19 protein-coding genes and 1 pseudogene are annotated in these 25,705 nt (G+C 68.4%); 10 read left to right on the top strand and 10 right to left on the bottom strand.

Going from position 1 to position 25,705, the window contains the following annotated elements; translation table 11 throughout:
* Nucleotides 1-15: 15 nt before the first annotated feature.
* Both CGQ25_RS16130 and CGQ25_RS16125 read right to left on the bottom strand, forming a co-directional pair.
* Nucleotides 16-1,122 carry a PEP/pyruvate-binding domain-containing protein gene (locus tag CGQ25_RS16130; protein WP_208710853.1) on the bottom strand — a complete coding sequence of 369 codons (1,107 nt, stop codon included), beginning with the start codon at nt 1,120-1,122 and terminating at the stop codon, nt 16-18.
* 5 nt (nt 1,123-1,127) lie between these two features.
* Nucleotides 1,128-2,480, bottom strand: coding sequence for a cytochrome P450 (locus CGQ25_RS16125; protein WP_208710852.1), 1,353 nt, complete (start codon nt 2,478-2,480; stop codon nt 1,128-1,130).
* A gap of 506 nt (nt 2,481-2,986) precedes the next feature.
* Between CGQ25_RS16125 and CGQ25_RS16120 the strand changes: the two genes are divergently transcribed.
* The 5 genes from CGQ25_RS16120 (at nt 2,987) to CGQ25_RS16100 (ending at nt 8,984) form a co-directional block, all read left to right on the top strand.
* Complete coding sequence (locus CGQ25_RS16120; protein WP_208710851.1) at nt 2,987-3,571, top strand: recombinase family protein; 585 nt, start codon at nt 2,987-2,989, stop codon at nt 3,569-3,571.
* A gap of 459 nt (nt 3,572-4,030) precedes the next feature.
* Entirely contained in the window at nt 4,031-4,945 is a 915-nt protein-coding gene (locus tag CGQ25_RS16115; RefSeq protein WP_208710850.1) for a LysR family transcriptional regulator, read from the top strand.
* Nucleotides 4,946-5,076: 131 nt separating this feature from the next.
* Nucleotides 5,077-6,174: a tartrate dehydrogenase gene (locus tag CGQ25_RS16110; RefSeq protein ID WP_208710849.1), complete on the top strand. Its 1,098-nt coding sequence runs from the start codon at nt 5,077-5,079 to the stop codon at nt 6,172-6,174.
* A 139-nt stretch (nt 6,175-6,313) separates the two neighbouring features.
* Nucleotides 6,314-7,771, top strand: coding sequence for a C4-dicarboxylate transporter DctA (gene dctA, locus CGQ25_RS16105; protein WP_208710848.1), 1,458 nt, complete (start codon nt 6,314-6,316; stop codon nt 7,769-7,771).
* 31 nt (nt 7,772-7,802) lie between these two features.
* Nucleotides 7,803-8,984, top strand: coding sequence for a glycerate kinase (locus tag CGQ25_RS16100; RefSeq protein WP_208710847.1), 1,182 nt, complete (start codon nt 7,803-7,805; stop codon nt 8,982-8,984).
* A gap of 1,061 nt (nt 8,985-10,045) precedes the next feature.
* Here CGQ25_RS16100 and CGQ25_RS16095 read toward each other — a convergent pair.
* From CGQ25_RS16095 to CGQ25_RS16065, 7 genes are all read right to left on the bottom strand, one after another.
* The gene (locus CGQ25_RS16095; protein WP_208710846.1) at nt 10,046-10,225 is read right to left on the bottom strand and encodes a DUF1508 domain-containing protein; all 180 of its coding nucleotides are present in this window, start codon (nt 10,223-10,225) and stop codon (nt 10,046-10,048) included.
* 441 nt (nt 10,226-10,666) lie between these two features.
* On the bottom strand, nt 10,667-11,809 hold the full coding sequence (locus tag CGQ25_RS16090) for an acyltransferase (RefSeq protein ID WP_208710845.1): 1,143 nt from the start codon (nt 11,807-11,809) through the stop codon (nt 10,667-10,669).
* On the bottom strand, nt 11,806-12,039 hold the full coding sequence (locus tag CGQ25_RS16085) for a hypothetical protein (RefSeq protein WP_208710844.1): 234 nt from the start codon (nt 12,037-12,039) through the stop codon (nt 11,806-11,808). The genes CGQ25_RS16090 and CGQ25_RS16085 overlap by 4 nt, the downstream gene beginning before the upstream one ends.
* Nucleotides 12,040-12,254: 215 nt before the next feature.
* The gene (locus tag CGQ25_RS16080; protein WP_208710842.1) at nt 12,255-14,435 is read right to left on the bottom strand and encodes an alpha-galactosidase; all 2,181 of its coding nucleotides are present in this window, start codon (nt 14,433-14,435) and stop codon (nt 12,255-12,257) included.
* A gap of 96 nt (nt 14,436-14,531) precedes the next feature.
* Nucleotides 14,532-15,884 carry a sugar ABC transporter substrate-binding protein gene (locus CGQ25_RS16075; RefSeq protein ID WP_208710841.1) on the bottom strand — a complete coding sequence of 451 codons (1,353 nt, stop codon included), beginning with the start codon at nt 15,882-15,884 and terminating at the stop codon, nt 14,532-14,534.
* Between the two features lie 90 nt (nt 15,885-15,974).
* On the bottom strand, nt 15,975-16,886 hold the full coding sequence (locus tag CGQ25_RS16070) for a carbohydrate ABC transporter permease (protein WP_208710839.1): 912 nt from the start codon (nt 16,884-16,886) through the stop codon (nt 15,975-15,977).
* An 11-nt stretch (nt 16,887-16,897) separates the two neighbouring features.
* Nucleotides 16,898-17,854 (bottom strand): carbohydrate ABC transporter permease, encoded by a 957-nt coding sequence (locus tag CGQ25_RS16065; protein ID WP_208710837.1) that lies wholly within the window; start codon nt 17,852-17,854, stop codon nt 16,898-16,900.
* Nucleotides 17,855-18,008: 154 nt separating this feature from the next.
* Here CGQ25_RS16065 and CGQ25_RS16060 point away from each other — a divergent pair, with 154 nt between their 5' ends.
* From CGQ25_RS16060 to galK, 5 genes and pseudogenes are all read left to right on the top strand, one after another.
* On the top strand, nt 18,009-19,268 hold the full coding sequence (locus tag CGQ25_RS16060) for a Gfo/Idh/MocA family protein (protein ID WP_255405380.1): 1,260 nt from the start codon (nt 18,009-18,011) through the stop codon (nt 19,266-19,268).
* Nucleotide 19,269: 1 nt separating this feature from the next.
* Entirely contained in the window at nt 19,270-20,280 is a 1,011-nt protein-coding gene (locus CGQ25_RS16055) for a LacI family DNA-binding transcriptional regulator (RefSeq protein WP_208710836.1), read from the top strand.
* Between the two features lie 294 nt (nt 20,281-20,574).
* Nucleotides 20,575-21,582 (top strand): annotated as a pseudogene (gene galE / locus CGQ25_RS16050) (UDP-glucose 4-epimerase GalE); the annotation flags it as partial.
* A 305-nt stretch (nt 21,583-21,887) separates the two neighbouring features.
* A complete protein-coding gene (galT, locus tag CGQ25_RS16045) occupies nt 21,888-23,009 on the top strand; it encodes a galactose-1-phosphate uridylyltransferase (protein WP_369802243.1) in 1,122 nt (373 codons plus the stop codon).
* Complete coding sequence (galK, locus tag CGQ25_RS16040) at nt 23,006-24,181, top strand: galactokinase (protein ID WP_208710833.1); 1,176 nt, start codon at nt 23,006-23,008, stop codon at nt 24,179-24,181. Before galT ends, galK begins: the two co-directional genes overlap by 4 nt.
* Nucleotides 24,182-24,498: 317 nt before the next feature.
* On the opposite strand, the gene CGQ25_RS16035 is transcribed toward galK, so the two are convergent.
* Nucleotides 24,499-25,698: an MFS transporter gene (locus CGQ25_RS16035; protein ID WP_208710832.1), complete on the bottom strand. Its 1,200-nt coding sequence runs from the start codon at nt 25,696-25,698 to the stop codon at nt 24,499-24,501.
* Nucleotides 25,699-25,705 lie beyond the last annotated feature (7 nt).

Here is a 25,705-nt window from a genome sequence, read left to right as displayed (position 1 = left end):
GTGGAACGGGGTGGGTTAGGCGGTGAGCTTGATGGAGCCCCAGCTGAAGCCGCCGGACGACGGCGCTTGGCCGGCTTGGGTTGGTGCGCTCACCATGGGGGTCGGCTGGGTGTGGGCCTTGGACGAGTGGACTGTCTCGGGGCGGGCCTGCAGGAGGAGGAGGTTCTCGCCGTCGGGGAGGTCGGCGTCGAGGGCCCACTCGATGTCCTGCGGGGTCTTGTAGTGCTTCTCCGCGCGCTTGGCGAGGGTCGCGACCGCGGTGAGCTGGGCGTCGGTGAGGCAGCGGCGGGCGCGGCGCTCGGCGTCGACCTCGCGCTCCACGAGGCGGCGGGCGGCCAGGTCCGGGATGAGCTCGGCGTGCTTGTCGCCGAGGTGCTCGTTGATGAGGGTGAGCGTGACCTTGTCCAGGACGATGTTGTCCGGGGTGACCTGGCCGGAGACGACCATCTCGCCGACGCCGTAGGAGGCGTCGATGGTGATCTTGGAGCGGTCGCCGTTGGTGGGGTCGAGGGTCATGGCGACGCCCGAGGCCTTGGCGTTGACCATCTTCTGCACCACGACCGCCATGGAGAGGCCCTCGTTGGGGATGTTGTTCTTGAGGCGGTAGATGATGGCGCGGGAGGTGTAGAGGGAGGCCCAGCACTTGCGGATGTGCTCGCTGACGGCGCCGAAGCCCTCGAGCCAGAGGTAGGTGTCCTGCTGGCCAGCGAACGAGGCGTCGGGGAGGTCTTCCGCCGTCGCGCTCGAGCGGACCGCGACCGGGACGGGAGCGTCGAAGCGGGACATGAGGGCGTCGTAGGCGGCGACGGTCTGGGCCCGGGCCTCGGCGGGGACCGCGCGGGACTCGATGTCCGCGCGGATGGCGGCGGAGACGGCGTCGACCTCGGCGACGTCGTCCGGGTTGAGCCCGGCCAGGAGCGCGTGGATGTGGTCGGTGATGCCGGCCTCGTGCATGAACGCGTCGAACTGGGCGGTGGTGACGACGAAGCCGGGCGGGACCGGCATGCCGGCCGAGGTCATCGTGACGAGGGAGGCGCCCTTGCCGCCGAGGTTCGCGAGGGTCGGCTCGGTGCCGCCGTCGAAGAACTGGATGTACTGGGTGTCTGTGAACTGCTGGGTCATGGGTCTCAGGCCTCCCACGAGACGGGAACGGACACGGGGACGCGGAACGAGAGGTTCTCGCGGAAGTCGATGCTCTCCGGGTCATCGACGTGGAGGTGCGGGAGCTTGGCCGTGGCTTCCTCGAGGGCGATCTTGGCCTGGAGCTTGGCGAGCATGTTGCCGAGGCAGTAGTGGATGCCGAAGCCGAAGGAGAGGTGCTCGCGGGCGTTGGGCCGGGTGATGTCGAAGGTCTCGGGGTCCTCGAACTTGGACTCGTCGCGGTTGGCGGAGCCCATGACGAGCAGGACGCCGGAGCCCTCGGGGATCTTCACGCCGCCGATCTCGGCGTCCTTCGTTGCCTTGCGGCGCCAGGCGACGATCGAGCCGGAGTAGCGCAGGACCTCGTCGATCGCGCCGGGGATCTTCTTGGGGTCCTCGACGAGCTGGGCCCAGACGGCGGGGTCCGCGGCGAGGAGGCGGAGGGCGTTGGAGATGAGCGTGGTGGTCGTCTCGTGGCCGGCGAAGAGGAGGCTGTAGGCCACCGAGGCGATCTCGTGGTCGGAGATCTCGGCGCCGTCCTTCTGGGCGGTGACGAGGTCTGCGATGAGGTTGTCGCCGCCCTCGGCGTGGGCCTTGGCGACGAGGGCGAGGCACGCCTGCCAGTACTCGACCAAATTGTGCGCGTGGGGGATCTGCTCCTCGTCGGAGAGGTCGCCCCAGGTCATCGCGGCGCGGGAGTCGGACCAGCGCTTGTAGTCGTCGAGCTTGGCCAGGTCCTCGCCGAGGAGGGTGAGGATCGTGATGGTGGGGACCTCGTAGGCGAGGTCCTTGACGATCTCGCCGTGGTGGGTGCCGGCGTCCTGGCCGCGGGCGATCATGGCGTCGAGGCGGTCGGCGACGTTCTGGCGGATGAACGGCTCGAGGACCTTGAACCGGCGGGGGGTGAAGGCCTTCTGGACGATGCCGCGGATGCGGGTGTGCTCCGGGGGGATGCGGGCAGAGAGGCCTGAGTAGGCGGTGAAGCCGCCTTCGTTCATGATTTGGGTGGCCTGCGGGCCGCGCTTGCGCACCGGCGCCTGGGCGTTCTCGGAGGAGAAGGTCTCCCAGTCCTCGAAGACGGCCTTGATGTCGTCGTAGCGGGTGACGACGAACATGTCGATCCGCTCGTCGTACATCACCGGCTCCTCGGTGCGGAGGGCCGCGTAGGCCGGGAAGGGGTTCTTCATCTGGAACGGCTCGTAGCCGTGGTGGGTGGCGTTGTGGGTTGCCGCGGGGGCGGTGGCGGCATTGGTTGAGGCGGCGGCGGGAGAGCCCGTGTCCGTCCCGGCCTCGGCGCCGAATCCGAAGGGACAGCGCGTTCCCTGAGTCTCCAGTGACATCAGCACTCCTTGATCTGGTGGCCTTCGGCCCGGCTGGGGGCCGGGCCTGTGCGTCTGGATCAAGTGTGGTCCTGATCACCGGGGAGTGCGGCGAGTCACCTTCCACTGAGCGGAAGTCGATTGATGGGCCCTGGCGGTTCAGGCGGCGCCATGCAGGGACATTCTCGCCTCGCGTGTTCTTGGGGCAAAGGCCTTGGGGCCGACCTCCCAGGCTTCGTGCTTCTGCACCTCGAGACGAACACGAGCATTTGGATTGCGCGGCTATTCCAAAGGATCTAGGCGGAGCAGGTTCGTGGATGCGTTAGCTTCGGCACCTATCCGGTCGCTCACCCCCACCAACTACTACGGAGGCACCTCAGCCTGCGGCCCATTTCGTCTTGAATATGATCGTTTCTGATACAGCGCGCTGAGCCGCCGATTGCTAACGAGTTTCAGGGCGTGTTGCTGTAATGCTTGCCGTGTACGCTCCTATGTTCTGCCTTCCCATGTTATTGATACATTCGAGCATGCGTGTCGGATACGGAAGGGTCTCGACCAGGGACCAGCATGTCGATGCCCAGCGGGACGCCCTTTCCGCTGCTGGCTGCTGCGATCAGGTCTTCGTGGACTCGGCCTCGGGCAAGCTCGCTTCACGGCCGGGGCTGGAGAAGGCGCTGCTGTCGGCGAACCGGGCGGGGGACCAGCTGGTGGTGACGAAGCTGGATCGCCTAGGCCGATCGCTGGAGAACCTGATCGAAGTCTCCAAGCAGCTCGAGGACAAGGGCGTCGATCTCGTGGTGCTGGATCAGGGCATCGACACCTCGACCCCAGTGGGGAAGATGTTCTTCCACATCCTCGGCGCGATCGCGGAGTTCGAGCATGCCCTGATGTCCGAGCGCACCCGCGATGGCCTGGCCGCGGCCAGGGCGCGAGGGCGGACGGGTGGGCAGAAGCCCAAGCTTGGGCCCCGGCAGGTGCGCCTGGCCCGCCAGATGTACGAGGAGACCGGCCCGGACGGGAAGCGCGCTTACACGGTTGAGGAGATCGCCGCTGAGTTCGGTGTCACGCGGCCCACCATCTACAGGCACCTCGCTAAACAGCACGAGCGCTGAACCGGGAACGGAACAGAGTGATGACTCTCTCCCCCCGCTTGGAGCGGTCACCCCGCCCGGCGTTGGGGGGACACCGGGACGGGGCGCCGTATGCCGGCTTCCCATCCCGAAGGCGGCAGGCCAGCACAGTTCGAAGGTAGGACAAGGCCATTGGGTGACCTAGAGGACTTCGGCCTGCTGGAGCTCTAAAGGGCGAGCTGGCGCCTCGCTCCTTGGCAGGGGTGTGCGGTCGGCGGCGCTCAGGAAGCCGCGAGGGCACTGGCCACCTACCGGTCGACGGGCCGGCTCGAGGTCTTCAGCCGGAATGGCTCTTCGACTGGCACTCCATCGTTCCCGATCGGAACCGTGGCCTTGGGGGTGCGCCCAAGGCCTGGTGTCAATATGGGTGATAGGCGCGGACTGTCAGGGTTCTTGCTGTCCCTGACCCGGCCCGCAATTCCATCCTCTAAGGAAAGCCCCGTGGATACCCGAAAGCTGAAGTATTTTCTGGCCGTCGTGGACCACGACGGCTTCAATCGGGCTGCAGAGCATCTGCTGATAGCGCAGCCTTCGTTGTCCCAAACCATTGCCAGTCTTGAGAAGGATCTGGGCGTGCCGTTGTTCCACAGGATCGGCCGGCGCGCTGTCCTCAGTGAGGCCGGTCAGGAGCTGGTTGGCCCTGCCCGGCTGGTCATGCGGGACCTTGATGCGGCCCAGTCTGCCGTCCAGGCTCTTCGGGGAGTCCGCAGCGGCCGGCTGGACATCATCACGATGCCGTCCCCGGGGGTCGAGCCGTTGACTTCCATGATTGCGGGGTTCACCCGATCGCACCCATCGGTGCGGCTGAATGTTCAAGCTGCCTTCACCCCGGAGGAGGTCATCGAATCCGTGCGCAGTGGCAGTACGGAGATTGGGCTGGCCGGATCACCCAATCCCATACGGGTCCCCGGCGTCCAGGTGCTCGAGCTGGAGCGCCAGCCACTGATCCTGATCGTGAATCCCCACACCGATACCTTCCGCCCGGGGACCGCGATCCAGCGCGAGGATCTGGCGGGCCACCGCTTCATCGCGAGCCAGCGCGGATCGCTGATGCGCTGGCTTGTCGATGATGCCCTGGCCCGCGGTGTCAACCTGGAGATCGTGGTCGAGGTGGCACACCGCACCTCCATCCTGCCGCTGGTACTGGCCGGCGTCGGGCACGCCGTCATGCCGTCGTCCTGGTCCCCGCTGGCGCACAAGTCCGGGCTCCGCACCCTTCTCATCGAGCCGGTGTCCGACCTGTACGTGGCAATCCTGAGCCGCAAGCAGGACCTCACCCCGGCCGCAAGGGCCTTCCTGCAGGTCGCCGAACTCCATGCGAACTGGGCAGAAGAGCCGCCCCATCAGCAGACATAGGCAGAGCCTATTTAGCGCATTGAATCTTGGTCTTGGACCCCGTCTGGCTGCGCCCCGTCTACTTGAAGAGGAAGGACGGTGTGACCCCGCTAACAGGGAAGCACCCCCACTCGACGAGGAGACACATCACCATGAGCACCACCCAGAAGTTCAGCATCGCTTCCATCCCGGCAGACGGGGTGGGCAAGGAAGTCGTCGCAGCAGGACGGCGCGTCCTGGACGCCCTGGCGGAGAACTCGAACCGCAGGTTCGCCTTCGACTGGACCGAGTTCCCTTGGGGCTCGGAGTACTACGCCCAGACCGGGAAGATGATGGATCCCAAGGGCCTGGACGCCCTGAAGGACTTCGACGCCATCTACTTCGGCGCCGTCGGATGGGAGAACGTCCCGGACCACGTCAGCCTGTGGGGCCTGCGCCTGAACATCACCCAGAACTTCGACCAGTGGGCCAACATCCGCCCGGTGAAGTTCCTTCCGGGCGTGCAGTCCCCGCTGCGCAAGGCCGACAGCACTGAGCTGGACTGGGTTGTGGTCCGCGAGAACAGCGAGGGCGAGTACGCCGGCCTCGGCGGGCGCAACCTTTCCGGCCGCGGCCCGGGCAACGAGGTCGCCCTGCAGACGGCACTGTTCACGGAGAAGGGCTGCGAGCGGATCATGCGCTTCGCCTTCGACCTGGCCCGCACCCGCACGGTGAAGAAGGTCTCCTCGGTGACCAAGTCCAACGCCCAGCAGTACGGCATGGTCCTGTGGGACGAGGTCTTCAACCGCGTTGCCCTGGACTACCCGGACGTGCAGACCGAGAGCGTGCTGGTGGACGCGATGAGCGCCAAGTTCATCCTCAAGCCCGAGGAGCTTTCCGTCGTCGTGGCCTCCAACCTCAACGCTGACATCCTCTCCGACCTCGGCTCGGCCCTGGCTGGCAGCCTGGGCCTGGCTGCAAGCGCCAACCTGAACCCGGAGCGCCGCTTCCCGTCCATGTTCGAACCGGTCCACGGCTCTGCCCCGGACATTGCCGGGAAGGGCATCAGCAACCCGATCGGCGCGATCGCCAGCGCGGCCCTGATGCTGGACCACTTCGGTCTGCACGAGGAAGCACGCCGGGTCGAGGCCGCCATCGAGGCCGCCACCGGCGCAGGCCACCTCACCCGCGATGTGGGAGGCGAGTCCGACACCGAGGACGTCACCGAGGCCATCATCAAGGCCCTCACGCTCGCTCCGGCAGCCGTCTAGCAACCAGTCCCCCCGGCGCCGCCGTCGCGGTTGCCGGTGCCAGGCACGGGGCGGGCAGTGAAGCAGTACCGCTGCCCGCCCCGCACCGAGTCTTCCTGAAGAACATCCTCCAGCGACATTCCACAATGAGGTAGGAATCATGGACCACGTCACGACAGCCGGCAGGGCGACGCCTGCCAACAAGCCCCGCTGGTACCGCCAGCTCTACTTCTGGGTACTGACAGCGATCGTCATCGGCGTCCTCGTCGGTTGGCTCGCCCCGGCAACCGGCATCGCGATGGAGCCGATCGGCACCACCTTCGTGAACGCGATGAAGATGCTCATCGGTCCCATCGTGTTCCTCACCATCGTGGGCGGCATTGCCAGCGTCGCGGACCTGAAGAAGGTCGGCATGACGGGCCTGAAGGCGCTGACGTACTTCCAGATCGGCACCATCTGCGCCCTGGCGATCGGGCTGGTGGCCATCAACGTCTTCCGCCTTGGTGAAGGCGTCAACGCGGACCCGGGCAGCATCAAGACGTCCGACTCGGCCGCGAAGCTGATCGATGCGGGGCAGCACCAGGAATGGTGGCAGTTCATCACCAACATCATCCCCACGAGCATCGTCCAGCCCTTCGTGGTGGGCGACATCCTGCAGATCATCTTCATCGCGGTGGTCTTCGGCATCGCCCTGAACGCCATGGGCAAGGTGGGCGCCCCGGTCCTGGACGGTGTGCAGCGCCTCACCGGGGTGATGTTCAAGATCCTGGGTTTCATCATGAAGGCCGCGCCCCTGGGCGCGTTCGGCGCCATGGCCTTCGCTGTGGGCAAGTACGGTGTCTCCTCGCTGACCAGCATGGGCGGGCTGATCGCGCTGTTCTACGCCACGTCCATCGTGTTCGTCGTGGTGGTCCTCGGATCGGTGATGGCGTTCCTGAGGCTGAACATCTTCAGCATGATCCGGCACTTCAAAGAGGAGTACATGCTCATCCTGGGCACCTCCACCGCTGAGCCGGCCCTGCCCGGCCTCATGCGCAAGCTCGAGCACGCCGGGGTCAAGAAGGAGACCGTGGGCCTGGTCGTCCCCACCGGCTACAGCTTCAACCTGGACGGCGCCGCCATCTACCTGTCACTGGCCGCCCTCTACATCGCCCAGGCCACGAATACGCACCTGAGCATCGGCCAGCAGCTGGGCCTGCTCGCGGTCATGCTCCTGACCTCCAAGGGCGCTGCAGGCGTGGCAGGCGGCGGCTTCATCGCCCTGACCGCCACCCTGGCGACCATCGGCACCATCCCCGCCGCGGGCATCATGCTGATCTTCGGCATCGACAAGTTCATGTCCGAATGCCGGGCCCTGGTCAATTTCACCGGCAACGCCGTGGCCACCCTCTTCATCGCCTGGTGGGACCGCACCCTCGACGCCGAGCGCGTCCGCCGCGTCTTCGCCGGCGAAGCTGTCGAACCGGTGCCCGGCCAGGACCCCGTCCACGTCGATGACGCCATGGACATCGATGACGACCTTGTCGAATACGGCCGCCACTCGCCCAAGCACCCCAGCTCAGCGGCGGACGCGGCACCCAAGCATTCCGCCGACGCCGACCTTGCACAGTCCCGCTGACCGCAGCCCCGCCTACTCGAAAACGTGTGACATGACCAGCACCAGCACTGCCGCCCCAAAGACTCTGCGGACCCTCATCGCCCCGGACAAGTTCAAGGGCAGCCGCACCGCCAACGAGGTCGCACAGGCCCTGGCAGCAGGCCTCCATGCCGCCGCTGACGAAGCCGGCGCATCCGGGACGGTCCAGTGCGAACTGCTGCCCCTGGCCGACGGCGGCGACGGCAGCGTCGACGCCGCCGTTGCCGCGGGCTTCGCCCGCCACAGCTGCACCGTCGCCGGCCCGACGGGGGAACCCGTCCAGACCAGCATCGCCTTCGACGGCACCACGGCCGTGGTCGAAGTCGCCAACACCTGCGGCCTGGCCCCGTTGCCCGACGGCAGACTGGAGGCGCTAGGAGCCTCCAGCCGCGGATTCGGTGATGCGATCCTGTTCGCACTCACCCTCAACCCGGCCAGGATCGTCCTGGCGCTCGGTGGCAGCGCCAGCACCGACGGCGGCATGGGGATGCTCACCGCACTCGGCCACACCTTCTACGACGCAGGCGGGAACCAGCTCCACGGAAGCGGAACAGCACTCGGACGGACAGAATCCGTCTGGCGAAGCGCATTGCCGCAACTCGCCGGAACAGAGCTCGTCATGGCCAGTGACGTGCACAACCCGCTCCGTGGTCCCCAGGGGGCACCGGCGGTGTTCGGTCCCCAGAAGGGCGCCACAGCAGAGCAGGTCTCGTTCCTGGACGAGGGCTTGGGCCACTTCGTGGACAAGATGGCAGAAGCGGGGCTTCCCGGCGCCGAGGCGCTGGCAGCGCATTCAGGAGCGGGAAGCGCCGGCGGGATCGGCTATGCCTGCCTGCTGCTGGGAGCGAAGCAGGTCTCCGGGGCCGACTACTTCCTGGACCTGCTGGACTTCGACGCCCGCAAGGACGGCTGCGACGTAGTCATCACCGGTGAAGGCAGCATCGACGAACAGACCCTCGCCGGGAAGCTGCCCGCAGCGGTGGCCCGCCGCTCAGGAAACCGCCCCATCATCGCCGTTGCCGGCCGCTCCCTGCTCCCCAAGGAACGGTGGTCCGACATGGACCTGACCCGCGTCTTCACTCTGGCCGAGTACACCGACAGGGACTCATCCAAAGACCCCGAGCTCTCCGCCTCACTGCTGAGAGAGATCGGCAAGGACATCGGAACAAGCCTCCTCCAGCCCAGCCACACCTGACACCGGAGACACCAGCACCCGCCCGAGGCCCCACGGGCGGGTGCTTTTCCAGGCCCTCGCAATGCTGACTCACCGTGCCGCCTCGACCGTCGCGCATCCCCGAATGGCTCACCCGGACGCAGACAGCCGGCTCAACTCCAATCCGAAGGCAGTTGCATGAGACGCGCGAAGATTGTGCATTGCGCAGCTGGAGTGTGGAGGCTGTGGGGCCACCGTCTCCGCGTGGGAGCTGCGCCACAACCTCAACCGCGAGCCTCCGGTCTCGTGCCGACGGGCGCTGGCTTGACGGCGTCCTTCGCCCGGATCTCACCGTTCAAGCCGTCGACCTTCAGCTCACCCCCACTGTTTCTGCTCCGGGCGAGATCGAGGCGAGCATCCTCTCGGCCACGCGCCGCCGCACGGGAGGGGTTATTGAGAACCCATCATCTACTCAAGCCCCAAGGCAACCTTGACAGGGGACTGCGCGGGTAGCTATCGCTATCGGCAACCGGGTGTTTATTGATAGGCCGTTGCTCTTGGCCTCAGCTTGCACGCCTGCCGCACGACAGGCAAGTCGACCTGTGGTGATCGTCGGCTAACCATTGAACCTCCTTGCCGGAGTAGGCGCGCCGGCGGAGGCCGCCGCAATCCTCTGGTCACCCCAAGGCTGGTGGCGCATTTCGGCTGGCCGCGAGTCCAGATGGCAATGAAGCCTACCCAGCGCACTGGATGTCTGGATGCCCGAGCCAGGCCTGTGCAGGTGTATCAGTGGTCTTTGGTGTCTTCGGTCTGGGAGCCGGCCGAGTCAGCGTCAGGTGTTCGTTCGAGGTCCGAGGACAGGCTGCGGTTACGGCTGAGGTTCTTTTGTGCGGCCATGTTCCGCCAGGGAGCTGGGTGTGCCGGCCCTGGCAGGGCGCAGTCTGTTCGGTCATCCTGTGGGGGCTCGAAGGGTACGGTCCGGATGACTTTGAGGTGCGGGTCGATCTGCCATGCCAGCTCGTGCCTCATGTGCTGGTCCAAAACGGCCCTCCGTCCTCTGGGATGTCTGCTGCGTTCTCGCTTCCCCTGGTCGTGGGCAGCGTTCAGGTCAGGACGACGACGAGTCCCGTCGCAGCGCTCTCGCGGACGGAGTCGATGGCTTGCTTGACGGCGTCGAGGGACCGCAGGCCCTGGGCGACGGCGATGACTAGCCCTTCGGCGGAGCGGAGCTGGAGGCGGTAGAGCCGAGCCTCGTCCTTGAGGACTTCGAATCGTGCTGACATGACTTGCCCCTTTGCCAACCGGTCGCCTGCAGTGTGGCCGTGGTTGATCCAAGCGTTCTGGGTGAGGTGGACGGGCCCGTGGCGTTCCCATGGTGGTCCTTCTGCGCCACGGACGCGTCCGCTGGCCTGCTTCCTGACCGGTTCCCACCGTAGCGGCACTCTCAAGGTGACCAGAGGGGGCTTTCGTCCCTTGACTTGCTGGCACGGGGCGGCGGCGACCCACCCGCCCCCGCGGAGCAGAAAGGCTCGGGAAATTGGAGTCCTCTAATTGAGCAATCGACCGGGTCGCCTCGGAGTTCCTGCTACCGCTGGCTGGCCTCTGGACATGGTGAAGCAGTCTCTGATGGTTTCGCTTCCTTTGACCGGACGGGCAGGCGAAATAGGCGGCCCTCCTGTGATCGCCAGAGCCAGATCTGCGCGTCGACTCGGCACTCTCGGTGCCTATGGTCTCTTGTGCCCTAGCGGCTCGTATCGGGACGGTTCCGGGGCAGCCTTTCGACAGCGTGCGGGGAGGGCCCTGAGGACTCGCTGTGCCGGCTTCTCCACGAGGAGGCAGCTGAGGAAGCCGATCGGTGCCACCAGGACCAGGGCGAGGGCGGCGTAGACGAGCACCGGAACCTGTAGTGGGATGCGGGCGGCGGCGAGGAGCTGCTGTACAGGCCATCCGTAGATGTAGACGCCGTACGAGATGTCGTGGCGCGAGCCGATCCGGGACGCCTGGGGTAGGGAGCCGATCGAGAGGACGGCATAGGCGAACGGCAGGGGGGCCAGGGCTGTGCCGTAGCCGGTTGAATAGGCCGCCCAGACCGCGACGATCGCCGCGAATCCGGGCAGGGGGCCGACGCGGACGCGGTGACGGATGGTGGCCAGGAGGGAGCTGGCCATGAAGATCGCGACGAAGGGCAGGACGAACTCCAGGCGGTTCGGGCCGAACCCGCCGCCGAGGATCTTGCCCGCCACGGCGCCCGAGGCCGCGGCGAAGAGCCACAGGACGACGAGTGGGGCGCTTCGTCCGCCGGGTGAGAACCGCTTGGCGAGGAAGACGGCGAGCCCGACAAGGACGTAGCAGAGCACTTCCCAGGTCAGCGTCCACAGGGGGCCGTTCCAGTCGAGGCGGTCGTTGTTGCCGAGGAGCGAAGTCCCGATCGGCGGGGTGTCCGCGGTGCCGATCAGCAGGCCGAGGGCGGATTCCAGGAAGGCCACGGCGCCTGAGAGGCTGTAGCGTCCTCGGCTGATGAGCGCCCCCAACGGCGCTGCGACGAAGGCCACGAGGACCGCAGAGACCACAAGCCCGGGGTAGATGCGGCTGAAGCGCGCGGTTGCGTACTCGAATGCAGTGGAGTGCCCGGCGCTGACGGTGATGAGGTAGCCGGAGATCGCGAAGAAGCCCATGACGCCGGCCGTTCCGAGCTTGATCCCGAACAGTGCGGGTTCGGGGCCGTAGCCGCCGAGCCACCAGGCGTGCGAGATGATGACGCACGCGGCGAAGGCGAGCCGGAGGGCATTGAGCGAATTCCCGCTCCCCGTGAGCGCCTCGCCGAGTGTCCGGGTGCCGAGGGGAATCGCAGGTCGTGCAGCACTCATTCGAAGACGTCTTCTTCCTCTGCCTGGAGCCTTGGCCTCGGGCGGTGGCGCCTGTCTTCCCGGTGCTCCCCGGCGTGCGCGAGCTTCGCGATGCTTTCGACCAGCTTCGCTATGGTGTCGAGTTCGTAGCATGCGGAAGCCTCGCTGGCGATCAGCAGGTAGAGCGGTCCGCTGCTGGCGCCTGGGCTTGGGGCGTTGCGGTCTCGGACGGCTGGGAGCGCCTCGTTCATGGCGATTCCTCCTCGGATTCGAGCGCCAAGTGGACCGGGGGGAACCCGCGGGCTTCGGGGGATGGGGCATCCCCCGAAGCCCTTGGTCAGGGGCCCGGATGCGGGTGGCTTCCGGTGCTTCCGGCCGGCGGTCGTCGTCAGTCGGCCTCGGCTGTGTGCGCAGTGCAAGGGCGGGACGGCGATATGTGTTGTCGGCCGTGGGGGCCGGCTGTTCCTCAGGCCACTGCCGTGGCGTGCAGCAGGATCGCGTGTTCGGGGCGGAGGATGGGCAGCGGCAGGCCCACTTCGGCGAGGAACCGTCCGGTTGCCGTCGCGCCCTCGGAGAGCCAGGCGGGAGGGGACGTCTGGACGAAGCTGTCGTTCCAGTCGGCGTCCTCTGGGGTCGGGAGGACGACCTCGACTCGGTAGGTCTGCTCTGGGTCGAGGCCGGGGAGGCCTGCCCGGCCGGGCATCTCTGCCGCCAGAGTGCCCAGTGCGACGGCTGCGAAGAGGCCTTCGGTGCCGTCATGCGCCACGACGCCGTGCAGCGTCAGGTTCGGTTCTCCGAGGTCCGCATTCACCCGTGCGCCAGAGTGGATCAGCCCGCGGTGCTGCTTGTAGAGGCCTATCGCCTTCCGGAGGGTCCCACGTTCGGCAGGGGTGGCCTGGCGGATGTCCCATTCCATGCCGAAGTGGCCGAAGAGGGCGGTGATGGCGCGGAACGAGATGTCGTGGACGCGGCCTGTGGTGTGCGAGTGGGTCGGGCCTACGTGCGCGCCGACGAGTTCGGGGGGCAGGACGGCCTCGGTCCAGCGCTGGATGGTCTGGCGTTCGAGGGCGTCGTTGCAGTCCGAGGCCCACACGCGGTCCGTGCGTGCCAGGATTCCCAGGTCCACGCGGGCCCCGCCGGAGGAGCAGGATTCGATCTCGACGCCCGGATGGGCCGCCTTGAGCTCGTCGAAGAGCCGGTACGCGGCCACGGTCTGCTCGTGCACCGAGGGCCGGCCCGCGTGGCCGTGCTCGGTGAGGTCGCGGTTCTGGTCCCACTTGAGGTAGGCGATGTCGTTCTCGCTCAGGAGCGCGTCGATGCGGTCGTAGATGTACTGCCAGGCCTCGGGGTTCGCGAGGTCGAGGATGTGCTGGTGGCGCCATTCGAGGGGGAGGCGGCCGCCGTCCTTGTGCGAGGCGGCGGAGGCCCGGACGATCCAGTCGGGGTGCGCCCGGGCGATGTCGGAGTCGAGGTTGACCATCTCGGGCTCGACCCAGAGCCCGAACTCCATGCCGAGGCCGTTGACCTTCTCGATCAGCGGCGTCAGTCCTTCCGGCCACAGGGCCTCGTCCACGTACCAGTCTCCGAGACCGGCGTGGTCGTCCCGTCGGCCGCGGAACCAGCCGTCGTCGAGCACGAAGCGCTCCACGCCGAGCTCGGCTGCTGACTCCGCGAGTTCGATCAGGGGCTCGAGCCGGTGGTCGAAGTAGACCGCCTCCCAGGTGTTGAGCACGACGGGGCGCGGGCGGTAGCCGGGCTTCGCCGTGGACGTGACGTGCTGTGGCCGTCGGCGGAACCAGCGGTAGAACGCCTCCGTGACCCCGTCGAGGCCCCGGTCCGAGAAGGCCGCGTAGAGGGCAGGGGTCCGGTAGCTCTCGCCCGGGCCCAGGACGACCTCGCCGGGGCCCAGGAGCTCAGCGGCTCCGAGCATGCGCCGGCCGTCCGCGAGCGAGTCGAGGTACTGCTCGTGGTTGCCGGACCAGCCGAAATGCGCTGCCCAGACACGGCCCGAGCGGTTCGAGAACCCTCCGGTGCCGGCGGCGACGAGGAGCGAGGAGTCGTGGCCCGTGCGCCCGTGCCGGCCCGAGCGGACCCAGGTGCCCTGGACGATCCGGCGCCGCTGCGGGTGGTTCTCCCGGCACCAGCGGCCGGTGAGGTCCAGGAGCTCGACGGCGTCGCCCGGCACCGGGAGCACGGCGCCGAGCTCGTCGAGGAAGTAGGGGGTGGCCCCGGTGTTGGTCAGCTCGTGGGAGAGCGCGAGGAGCCCTCCCTCGTGCAGGACCAGTTCGGAGGCGATGCTCACTCCCGCCTCTGGGTCGGCCTGGACGATGCGCGCCCCCCGGCCGTCCGTCGTCGCCTCGGCCGAGACGATGCGGAGGGCGGGCGAGAACGCGAAGCCGGGGACGCCGTCCGCGGCTGCCCTGTGCCCCCGGAGGCCCGGCCGGCCGAGCCAGCCCGACGACGTCTGGGGCAGCAGGCCGGCGACGACGGGCACGTCCAGCGCGGAGTGCGGGACGGGGGGCCGGAGCAGGCCGAGGTCGGGGAGGGAGTCGCCGAGGTCGGCGCCCCAGTGAACGATCTCGGCCTCGCCGGAGTCGAAGGCGACGAGCAGGCTGGTGCCGGCGGAGCGGAGATGCAGGGGATCCATGGAGACACGCTTTCGTGACGGGATGTGCAGCGGAGGGGCGGGACGGGTCCGCAGGGCCCGGCGAGGCCGGGCCCTGCGGGGGTCAGGCTGGGCGGCCTACTGGAAGAGGGCGTTGACCTGGCTGTTGGCGTCGGTCAGGGAGCTGGCGGGTGCCTGGCCGGAGAAGACGGCGTCCATCGCGGGCTTCATGATGCCGTCGACCTTGGCAGCGTTCTCCGTGATCGGGAACAGGAACGCGGTGTTGTCCTTGACCTGCTGGGTGAAGGGAGCCACGTCGATGCCCTTGGCCTTGAACGCCTCGGCGGCCTTGTCGGTGGCCTCGGAGATGGCCGGGAAGACGACGGCCTTGGACGCCACGACGTCCTGGCATGCGGGGGAGGCGAGGTACTCCACCCACTTGGTGGCAGCGGCCGGGTTCTTGGTTGCCGCGTTGATCGAGTCGGCCAGGCCGTTGAACATCGAGGCGCGCTTGCCGTCCGGGCCGGTGGGGGTCGGGGCGATGCCGACGTTGATGCCCTTGTAGCCGTAGTACTGGCCGATCATCCACGAGCCGTTGGCGTTGATCGCGGCCTTCCCGGCGCCGAACGCGTCGGGCATGGAGGCTCCGACGGTCGTCTCGAGCTTGGGCAGGTACCCCTTGTCGATCATCGAGTGGAACCAGGTGATCGTGTCCTGGAACTTCTTGTCGTCGAAGTTGTAGTGGGTGCCCCAGGGGTTCTTGTCGGTGTGGTTCCAGCCCGTGGTCTCGGTCAGCCAGCTCCACTCGGTCTGTCCTTCGGAGGCGCCCGAGCCGGCGAGTCCGAGGCCGTACACGGCGACGTTGTTCTTGTCGAAGCCGGCTTCGTCGCCCCGCTTGCCGTTCTTGTCCACGGTCAGGTGCGCGATCGTCTTCTCGAAGCTGCCACCACTCTGGGGGTCCCAGTTCAGGGTGCCCATCTGGTCGACGGTGAGGCCGGCCTTGGCGAGCATGTCCTTGTTGTAGAACAGGGAGATGGTGTCCCAGTCCTTCGGCAGGCCGTAGCGCTTGCCGTCCTGGCCCACCCAGAGGTCGGCGAGGCCCTTCTGGTACTGGTTGAGGTCGATGTTGTCGTTCTTGACCGCGTCGTCGAGGGAGAGGAGCTGGCTGTTCTTGACGAAGTCGCCGTACTTGGAGAGGTGGTCGGTGAACACGTCCGGGCCGTTGCCGGCGACGAAGCCGTTGGTGATGTTGGTCCAGTAGTCGTCCCAGCCGGTCTGGGTGACGTTGACCGTGATGTCCGGGTTCGCCTTGTGGAAGTCGTCGGCGCACTGCTTGTAGGCGGGGAGCTGGTTGGCGTCCCAGAGCCAGTAGCTGATGGTCCCGCTCGCGCTGCCGGTGCTCAAGGCGGACTGGTTTCCGCCGCTCGTGCAGGCGGAGAGGGCGATCGCCGCGGCGGCCGCGACGGCGACGGCGCCGAGTGCTTTCTTCATCGGGGGTCCTTTCGGGACAGGGGTGCGATGGCCTCCGGCCGATGCCGGGTGCCTGGTGGGGTGGTGTTGCCCTTCCGGGGGGCGGGTGGGCTACTTGATGCCTGAGAAGCCGATCGAGTTCACGATCTTCTTCCCGAAGGCGATGAACAGCAGCAGGATCGGCAGGGCCGAGACGAGCGTGGCGGCCATGAGGCCGGACCAGTCCGGGGCGCCCTGGGGCGACTGCGACTTGAAGACGCCGAGGCCCACGGTGAGGACGCGCACGGCGGGGTCGTTGCCGACCAGGAGCGGCCAGAAGTAGTCGTTCCATGCGGCGATGAAGGTCAGCAGGCACAGGGTGGCGAGCGGCCCCACAGCGTTGGGCAGCACGATCTGGAAGAAGATCCGCCCGTGCCTGGCCCCGTCGAGCATCGCTGCCTCCTCGACCTCGCGGGACATGCCGAGGAAGAACTGGCGCAGGAAGAACACCGCGAACGGGGTCATGAGCATAGTTGGCAGGGCGATGCCCAGATAGGTGTTCAGGAGGCCGAGGTTCTTGACCAGGAGGAAGTTCGGCAGCGCGGTGAAGATCCCGGGGACCAGGAGCGTTGCGAGGAACAGGGCGAAGACCTTGTCCCGGCCCCGCCACTGCAGCCGTGCGAACGCGTACGCGGCGAGGGCGCTGAAGAACACCTGGGAGACGGTGATCATCGTCGAGACGATGAGCGAGTTGAGAAGGTACTGCCAGAAGCTGATGGCGGCGCCCGATCCGCCTTCGGCCTGCGCGTCGGCCGTGGACTGGAGGCCGAGCACCCGGGCGAAGCCGCCCCAGGTGAAGTCGGCAGGCAGCAGGTCGCTGGAGTGGGAGGCGAGGGCGTGGTTGTTCGACAGGGCCGTCCGGAGCATCCAGAGGAACGGGCCGATCGTGACGATGACGGCGAGGGCGAGGGCAGCCCGGCCTGCGATCTTGCCCCAGTCGATCCTGCGCGCAGCAGTGCGGGGGGAAGAGGTGAGGGTGGTCATGGCGATTCCTCTCAGGTCAGGTCGTTCTCGTTGCCGCGCAGGAACTTCATCTGCAGGAAGGCGATGACCGCCAGGATGATGAACAGGATCACGCTCAGGGCGGAGCCGTAGCCGAAGTCCTGCTGGCTGAAGGCGCGCTGGTAGATGTAGTACTGGATGACGCGCGAGGCGTTGACCGGGCCGCCCTGGGTGGTGACGGCGACGGTGTCGAAGATCTGGAACGAGCCGGTGACCGTGACGACCATGACCAAGAGCAGCACCGGGCGCAGGAGCGGCATGGTGACTCTCCAGAAGGTCTGCCAGCGGTTCGCCCCGTCCAGGTTCGCCACCTCGTACAGGTGGCCGGGGATCGCCTGGAGCCCGGCGAAGATCAGCAGGGCGGTGTAGCCCATATGGCGCCAGACGTTCACGAAGGCGATGGTGGGGACGGCCCAGAACTCGTTGCCGAAGAACGCCACCCTGGGGACGCCCATCCACTGCAGGATCTGGTTGACGATCCCGATCTGGTAGTCGAGCATCCAGAACCACAGCAGCGCGACGATCACGTTCGCCACGAGGTACGGCATGAGCAGGATCCCGCGGATCACGGTGGACTTGGCCACGTGGTACATCAGGAGCGCGAGCCCGAGCGCGATCACGGTCTGGAAGGCGATGTTGAGCACGACGTACTCCGCCGTGACGCCCATCGCGTTCCAGAACAGCTTGTCCTGGAAGATCTTGGTGTAGTTGTCGATCCCGATCCAGACCGGGTTCCCGAGGATGTTGTACTTCGTGAAGCTCAGGTACACGCCGCGGACCGTCGGGACGAGGTAGAAGAGCACGAAGCCCAAGAGGGCCGGCGCGACGAAGACCAGCGCGACCCGCAGGTCGCTCCGCCCCCGCCACCGGCGCTCACGCCTGCCCCCGACCGAGCCTGCTTCGCCGGAGCGACGCGAGGGCCTGCGTTCCCCCAGTGAGGTGGTCGCCATTGAATCCTCCATTGTGACGTGTCTAACAACTGGGAAATGAATCTACGCGAGTAACTAGACGTTGGCAAGAGGTCTCTTCCGCCACCGCCGCTTTGAACGGAGAGATCAGTGGGATCGATTGACTCGGGTAACTAGCGGTGCGACACTGTCCTGCGTGACACTCCCATCCTTCTCCCTCGGCATCGTCGGCGCGGGACAGTTCTCCGGACAGTTCGCCAAGCTCTTCGACGCCCACCCCAGGGTGTCGTCGGTCCGCGTGGCCGACGTACTTCCCGAGCGGGCCGAGGCCCTCGTCGGGCGGCTGGGCCTGACAGGGACGGTCCCGAGCTTCGAGGCCCTGCTCGAGAGCGACGTCGACGCGGTCGCGGTCTTCACCCAGCGCTGGACCCACGGCCCCCTCGTCGTCCAGGCGCTCCGGGCCGGCAAGCACGTCTACTCGGCGGTGCCGATGGCCATCAGCGTCGCGGAGATCGAGGCAATCATCGAGGCCGTTCGCGAGACCGGGCTGACCTACATGATGGGCGAGACGAGCTACTACAACCCCGCCACCGTGTATGGGCGCCAGCGCCGTGCCGAGGGGGCCTTCGGCCGGATCTTCTACGCCGAGGGCGACTACGTGCACGACATGGACCTTGGCTTCTACGAGGCCTACCAGTACAGCGGCGGTGCCGACTGGAAGAGGACGGCAAGCTACCCGCCGATGCTCTACCCGACGCATTCGGTCGGCGGGGTGCTCGGCGCCATCGGCGGACATGCTGTGAGCGTGAGCTGCATCGGGGTCCGCGACGAGCGCGGGGACGGCGTCTTCGACCGCGAGGTCAGCATGTTCGCCAACGACTTCTCCAACGCCACAGCGCTCTTCGAGCTCGCGGGCGGCGGATCCATGCGGATCAACGAGTTCCGCCGCGTCGGGTACCCCTCACACCTGCGCGAGAGCCGCTTCCGGTACTTCGGGACCGAGGGCAGCTTCGAGCAGCTCGTCGACGCCGCCGTGTGGCAGGACAAGGAGAGCGTCACCGACGTCTCGGCTCTGCTGCGCACGACCGCGACGCTGGACGCCGACGACCCCTCCCTCGCCGACGTCGCCCCCGCCCTCCGGGACGCCTTCGTCTCCGGCCTCGCCCCCGTGCAGGACGCCTCACGACTGCCCCGGGAGCTGCTCCACCTCCCGACGGGCCACGAAGGAAGCCACCAGTTCCTCGTCGACGACTTCGCCCGCGCCGTGGCCGACGGAACACAGCCGCCCGTGAACGCCTGGGAGGCCGCCCGCTACACCCTTCCCGGCATCGTCGCCCACCAGTCAGCGCTGCGCGGCGGCGAACGCCTGCCCGTGCCCGACTTCGGCGATGCCCCGGACCCGGCCGCGCCCCCGCCGGGCCAGCCCTCGGCGGCAGCCGCCGACGGGCGCCGATAGCATGATGGCCATGCCGCACCCCTCCGCCCCCAAGCCGACCGCCACCCGCAAGGACGTGGCGCGGCTCGCCGGGGTGAGCACCGCCGTCGTGAGCTATGTCGTCAACGGCTCCAAGAACGTCTCGCCGGCGACCGCCGCGAAAGTGCGCGACGCGATCGCCGTGCTCGGCTACCGCCCCAACGCTGCCGCGCGCGCCCTCAAGCTCGGCTCGAGCGAAATGCTCGGCATGATCGTCCCCGATGCCACCAACCCCTTCTTCGCGGCCCTCTCCCACGCGGTCGAGGTCGTCGCCGCCGAGCGGGGCTATGCCCTGCTCATCGCGAACTCCGCGGGCTCTCTCGCCACCGAGCGCCGCCATCTCGGGAACTTCGCCGGCCGGCGCCTGGACGGGGTCTTCCTCTCGAGCGTGCTGTTCGAGCCCGACCTCAGGGACCTCGAGGCCGCCGAGATCCCGGCCGTGCTCCTCAACCACAGCACCGAGAGCCCGGGCTTCGACTCCGTCGGCGTCGACCTCCGAGGCGGAGCCAAGCTCGCCGTCGAGCATCTCGTGGAACACGGCCACCGCAAGATCGGGCTCATCATGGGCACCAACACCGGAGGAGACCTGGACGCCCGGGAGGTCGGATGGCGCGAGGCGATCGAGGCGGCCGGCCTCCAGGCCGGCCCGGTGATGCGGGGACCGTTCAGCCGCGAGGGCGGCTACCAGGCCGGCAGGTGGCTCCTCAACGAAGCCGACCGGCCCACCGCCGTCTTCGCAAGCTCGGACCTGCAGGCCGTCGGCCTGCTGCTGGCCTGCCACCAAGCCGGGGTCCGCGTGCCGGAAGACCTCGCGATCGTCTCGTTCGACGGCTCCCCCGAAGCCGAGTACAGCTGGCCGCCGCTGAGCACGGTGGCCCAGCCCGTCGAGGAGATGGCCCGCGCCGCTGTCGAGGCCCTCGTGGGCGACGGGGGGCACCGGCGCAACCGCACCTTCCCGCCAGCCCTCATCCGCCGCACCTCCTGCGGCTGCTGAGAAGACCGAAGCTCACCGCCAAGAACCGGCGGCACAACAACCCGTTCTCGCTCACCATTCGACTCGGGTAACCAAGACCCACCCGGCAATATAGGGGTCTGTACAGGCATATAGTTACACGAGTAGAATCGGACCGGCGCTTGTCGCTCCCGGCAGAGGCGTCGCAACCTGCCCACACGCGCACCGCCTGCCCGGAAGACCCGACGCGAAAGGCGCCGGAACGGCCCGGGCCCTGGCCCCCCGTCCCGGTACGCGGGGCAGCGGCACCAAGACTGTCCCGAATGGAAGGCACCCATGCGCATCCTCGTCACCGGTGGCACCGGCTACATCGGCTCACACACGGTCCTGACCCTCCTCGAGGCAGGCCACGACGTCGTCGTGGTGGACAACCTGTCCAACTCCAGCGAGGAGGCGCTGCGCCGCGTCGGCGAGCTCGCCGGCCGCGAGGCCGCGTTCGTCCGGGCCGACATCACCGACGAGGCCGCCCTCGACGCCGCCTTCGCCGAGCACGCCCCCGAGGCGGTCATCCACTTCGCCGGCCTCAAGGCCGTCGGCGAGTCCGTGACGATCCCGCTGGACTACTACTTCAACAACGTCGCCGGCACCATCGCCCTCCTGCGCACCATGGAACGCCACGCCGTGCGCACCATCGTCTTCTCCTCCTCCGCCACCGTCTACGGCGAGCACAACCCCACCCCCTACGTGGAGAAGATGGAGATCGGGGCGATGAACCCCTACGGGCGCACCAAGGAGCAGATCGAGGACATCCTCACCGACCTCGGCGCCTCGGACCCCGCCTGGCGCATAGCACTGCTGCGCTACTTCAACCCCGTCGGCGCGCACCCTTCCGGCCGCATCGGCGAGGACCCGCAGGGCATCCCCAACAACCTCGTGCCCTTCATCGCCCAGGTCGCCGTGGGTCGGCGCGAGAAGCTCATGGTCTTCGGCGGCGACTACGACACCCCCGACGGGACCTGCCTGCGCGACTACATCCACGTCATGGACCTCGCCGAAGGCCACGCCGCCGCCCTGCACTACCTCCAGGGCCACGACGGTGTCCACCGCTGGAACCTCGGCTCCGGACACGGCACCAGCGTGCTCCAGATGCACGCCGCCTTCGAAAAGGCCGTCGGCTCCCCCATCCCCTACGAGATCGCCCCCCGCCGCGCCGGCGACCTCCCCGCCTTCTGGGCCGACCCCTCGGCCGCCCTCGCCGACCTCGGCTGGTCCACCACCAGGACTGTCGAGGCCATGTGCGAGGACCACTGGCGCTGGCAGAAGAACAACCCCATGGGCTACGCCCTCTCCCTCGAAGCAGGGGAGGAGCCCCAGGCGAGGCCGTCCATGAGCCCCCATCCCGCCCCCTATCGCATCGACGTGACGGCAGGGGATCCGCCCTCGCTCGAGCAGGCGCTGAACCGGGCAGTGGAAGCCGCGATCGCCCAGGCGCTCATGGAAGGGACCCGGGGAGTCCTGGTCACCCGCCGCAGTCCGTGCACCTACACAGTGGAACTGAGCCGGATCGTCCCCTTCGGAACCACCCTCGAACGCGACGAGAGCGTCCAGGGACGATGATGCGCCACCCAAGAGCCAACGGAGGAGTCCCCATGGTCACCGCACACCACCTGTCCGCTGTCACCCGGAGCATCCTCGCGGACGGCCGCGAGCTCCTCTACTTCGACGACGCCGGCGCCGCCCAGAGGATTCCGGTGCCCGACACCCGCGACCTTGCCGCCCGGCCGGAGCCGGGCGAGCTTCGCTACGACGAGCTCACCGGCGACTGGATCGCCGTCGCCGCCCACCGCCAGTCGCGCACCCACCTCCCGCCCGCGGACGCATGCCCGCTGTGTCCGAGCTCGCCGTCGTTCGCCTCCGAGATCCCGGACCCGGACTACGACGCTGTGGTGTTCGAGAACCGGTTCCCGTCCCTCGGCCCGGTGCTCGCGCAGCTGCCCGACTCGCTGGCCTGGGGCGAGACCGTGCCCGCCGCAGGCCGCTGCGAGGTCGTCTCCTTCACCTCCGAGCACGCCGGCTCCTTCGCCGCGCTCCCATACCAGAGGGCACGGACCGTGATCGAGGCATGGGCACACCGGACGGCGGAGCTGAGCGCGCTCCCCGGGATCCGCCAGGTCTTCCCGTTCGAGAACCGCGGCGCCCAGATCGGCGTGACCCTGCACCACCCACACGGACAGATCTACGCCTACCCCTACCTGACCCCGCGCGCGGCACAGCTCGCAGAGGCCGCACGGCGGCACTTCGACGCCACCGGAGGCGCGCAGGCCCTGCTCGGCGCCCTCCTCGAGCGCGAGCGCGCCGACGGGGCCCGCATGGTCCTCGAGGGCGAGCACTTCAGCGCCTACGTGCCCTTCGCCGCACGCTGGCCGATCGAGGTCCACCTCGTCCCGCACCGGCAGGTCGCCGACTTCGCTGGCCTGACCGGGCAGGAGAAGGACGAGCTCGCAGAGGCCTACCCCCGCCTGCTCCGCTGCCTCGACGCGCTCTACGACACGCCCACCCCGTACATCGCGGCCTGGTTCCAGGCACCCCTTGATCCCGTGCTCCGGCCGGCCGCGCGCTTCCACCTCCAGCTCACCTCGCCACGCCGCGCGGCCGACAAGCTCAAGTACCTCGCAGGGTCAGAGGCCGCCATGGGCGCATTCATCAACGACACACGGGCGGAGGACGTCGCAGCCAGCCTGCGCGAGGTGATGAGGACGGCGGCCCGATGAGCGCGAAGACGATGGACACCGACCCCGGCCTGGAACGGGTCACCGCAGCCTTCGACGAGGCCTTCGGCTCAAGGGCGAACGGTGTGTGGACCGCACCGGGCAGGGCGAACCTCATCGGTGAGCACACCGACTACAACGAGGGCTTCGTCCTGCCCTTCGCGATCGACCTCGCCGCCCGCGCCGCAATCCGGACGCGCGACGACGGCGCCCTCCGCCTGCTCTCCACCCTGGGCGAGGGCCGCGTCGTCGAGCTCTCGACGCACACGCTGAAGCCCGGGCACGCGCCCGGGTGGAGCGTGTACCCGGCCGGGGTCGTCTGGGCCTTCCAGGAACGAGGGATCGAGGTCCCCGGCCTCGACCTCGCCCTCGACTCGGATGTGCCCCTCGGGGCGGGGCTTTCCTCCTCGCACGCCATCGAGTGCGCCGTGGCGACGGCCCTCAACGAGCTCACCGGCGCGGGCTTCAGCGCAGAGGAACTCGTACTCATCACCCAGCGGGCCGAGAACGCGTTCGTCGGCGCGCCGACGGGCATCATGGACCAGTCCGCCTCGCTCCGCGGCCGCTCGGGACACGCGCTCTTCCTCGACTGCCGGGACCAGAGCACCGTGCTCGTCCCGTTCGACGCCGCGGCCGCGGGGCTCGTGACCCTCGTCGTGGACACCCGCGTAGCCCACTCCCACGCCGACGGCGGCTACGCAGACCGACGACAGGCGTGCGAGCTGGGCGCCCAGAAGCTCGGCGTCGCGGCCCTCCGGGATGTCTCCGTGGCCGACCTCGACAAGGCGCACCAGGTCCTCGACGAAGTCACGTTCCGCCGAGTGCGGCACGTCGTGACCGAGAACCAGCGCGTGCTCGACAGCGCCGAAGCGCTGGCTGCCTCCGGTGCCGCCGCCGTCGCCCCCTTCCTCGACGCGAGCCACGCCTCGATGCGGGACGACTTCGAGATCTCCTGCGAAGAGCTCGATACCGCCGTCGAGGCCAGCCGGGGTGCCGGAGCCATCGGCGCGCGCATGACCGGAGGAGGCTTCGGCGGCTCGGCCATCGCACTCGTCCCCATCCACCACCAGGAAAGGGTCCGGGAAGCCGTGCTGAACGCCTTCGCCCGGCGCGGCTTCAAGGCACCACGCCTCTTCACCGTCAACCCATCCGACGGTGCGCGGAGGCTGGCGTAGTGATTCCAGGGACCACAAGACGGCGAGGACGACTCCCACCGCCGCGACCACAGTATGCGGTAGGAGACCTGTCGATCAGAGGGATCCCCACTGGTTGGCACCCGCGCGAGTTCCCCGAAAGGAGGACGCGTCAACCGCCACCAGCACAGTGGCTTGGATGCACGCGCATCATCACCGAATCGCGTCATCGCATTGACGAAGCCCATCGCAGCGATCACCCACCTCTGGCCTTCTCCACAGCATCGTCAAGGAGTCGTCCTGGCACAGCGGGTTGCTCCGGGGAAGCCTGGGGTGCGGGGCGGGTGGAGGGCCTTGGATCATCTGGGGTTTCGGGCTGCCACGAGCGTGATGACCCAGACGAGTGCTGCGAGGCCGGCGTAGCCGACGGTGATCGCTGGGAGGGCGATGACACGGCTGAGCTGTCCGGCGACGAGGCTCGGGACGGCGGATCCGGCGTAGGAGATCGCATAGACCACGGCGAGCAGTCCCGCGCGCTCGGCGGGTTCCGCCCGCGGCAGCAGCGCATTCATGCTGCCTGAGGTGGCGATGCCCATTCCGATGCCGCCCATGACGCCGGCGAGGATGAAGAGCGCCAGTACCCCTGCCGAACTCGCGAGCGCCAGGCCGAGGCCGGCGGCGGCGACCAGGGTCATTCCGATGCGCTGGGCTGTCGCCGGCTGGAATCGGCCGGCGGCGAAGCCCCCGAGGACGCTGGGGGCCATGTACGAGGCGAACACGGCGGCGGCCACCAGCGGGCTGTGCGATCCCAGGTCTTGGGAGGCGATGGTGGGGCCGAAGGAGTTGAAGTAGCCGCCGAAGGCCCAGGTGGCGACGAAGACCGCAGCCGCCACCGGCAGACGAGGGCGCGTGGCAGCCGGGACGCTGAACTGGGGGATCAGGGACGACCAGGCGCCCGGGGTGCGGTCGACCGTCTCGGGACGGGTGGCGAGCGCGGCGGCGCATCCGGCCAGGAGGAGCGCGAAGACGAGGTAGGCGAGCTGCCGCGGTGCGGGGCCCGACTCGACGAGGGCGCCGGAGACGAACACGCCGATCGCGAGGCCGACGGTGGACGCGGCGGTCGTCACCATCGCGACGACCCAGCGGGGGCGCCGGCCGGCGGTGTCGACGGCATAGGCGCCGATGGCGCTCGATGCGAGGCCCGCGGCGAGGCCCTGGAGGGCGCGGCCGAGCAGCAGCGTGGGGAAGCCGTCCACGAATAGCAGCGTGACGCATCCCGTGGCCGCGATGAGCAGTGCGGCGATCGACACCGGGCGCCGTCCGCGGTGGTCGGAGAGCCTGCCGAGCACGAGGAGTGCGAAGACGGCGCAGGCGAAGTAGGCGACCGCGACGAGCGAGAACTGGTCGCTGGTCAGGCCGTCTGCGCGGGCGTAGGTGTCGTAGAGCGGTAAGGGGGTCGCGCCGGCAGCGAAGACCGCGACGAACGAGGCGGCGGCGGTGATGAAGCCGCGGGATGTCTCCCGGGCCCGCGCGGGCGCGTGGCCGGTGGTGGCAGTCATGGGCGTC

Origin of the sequence: Sinomonas sp. R1AF57, assembly GCF_002224485.1 — a bacterium.
GTDB classification, from domain to species: Bacteria; Actinomycetota; Actinomycetes; order Actinomycetales; family Micrococcaceae; genus Sinomonas; species Sinomonas flava.
The sequence above is the reverse complement of the archived record's forward strand: the minus strand, read 5'-3'. Positions and strand labels throughout refer to the sequence as shown.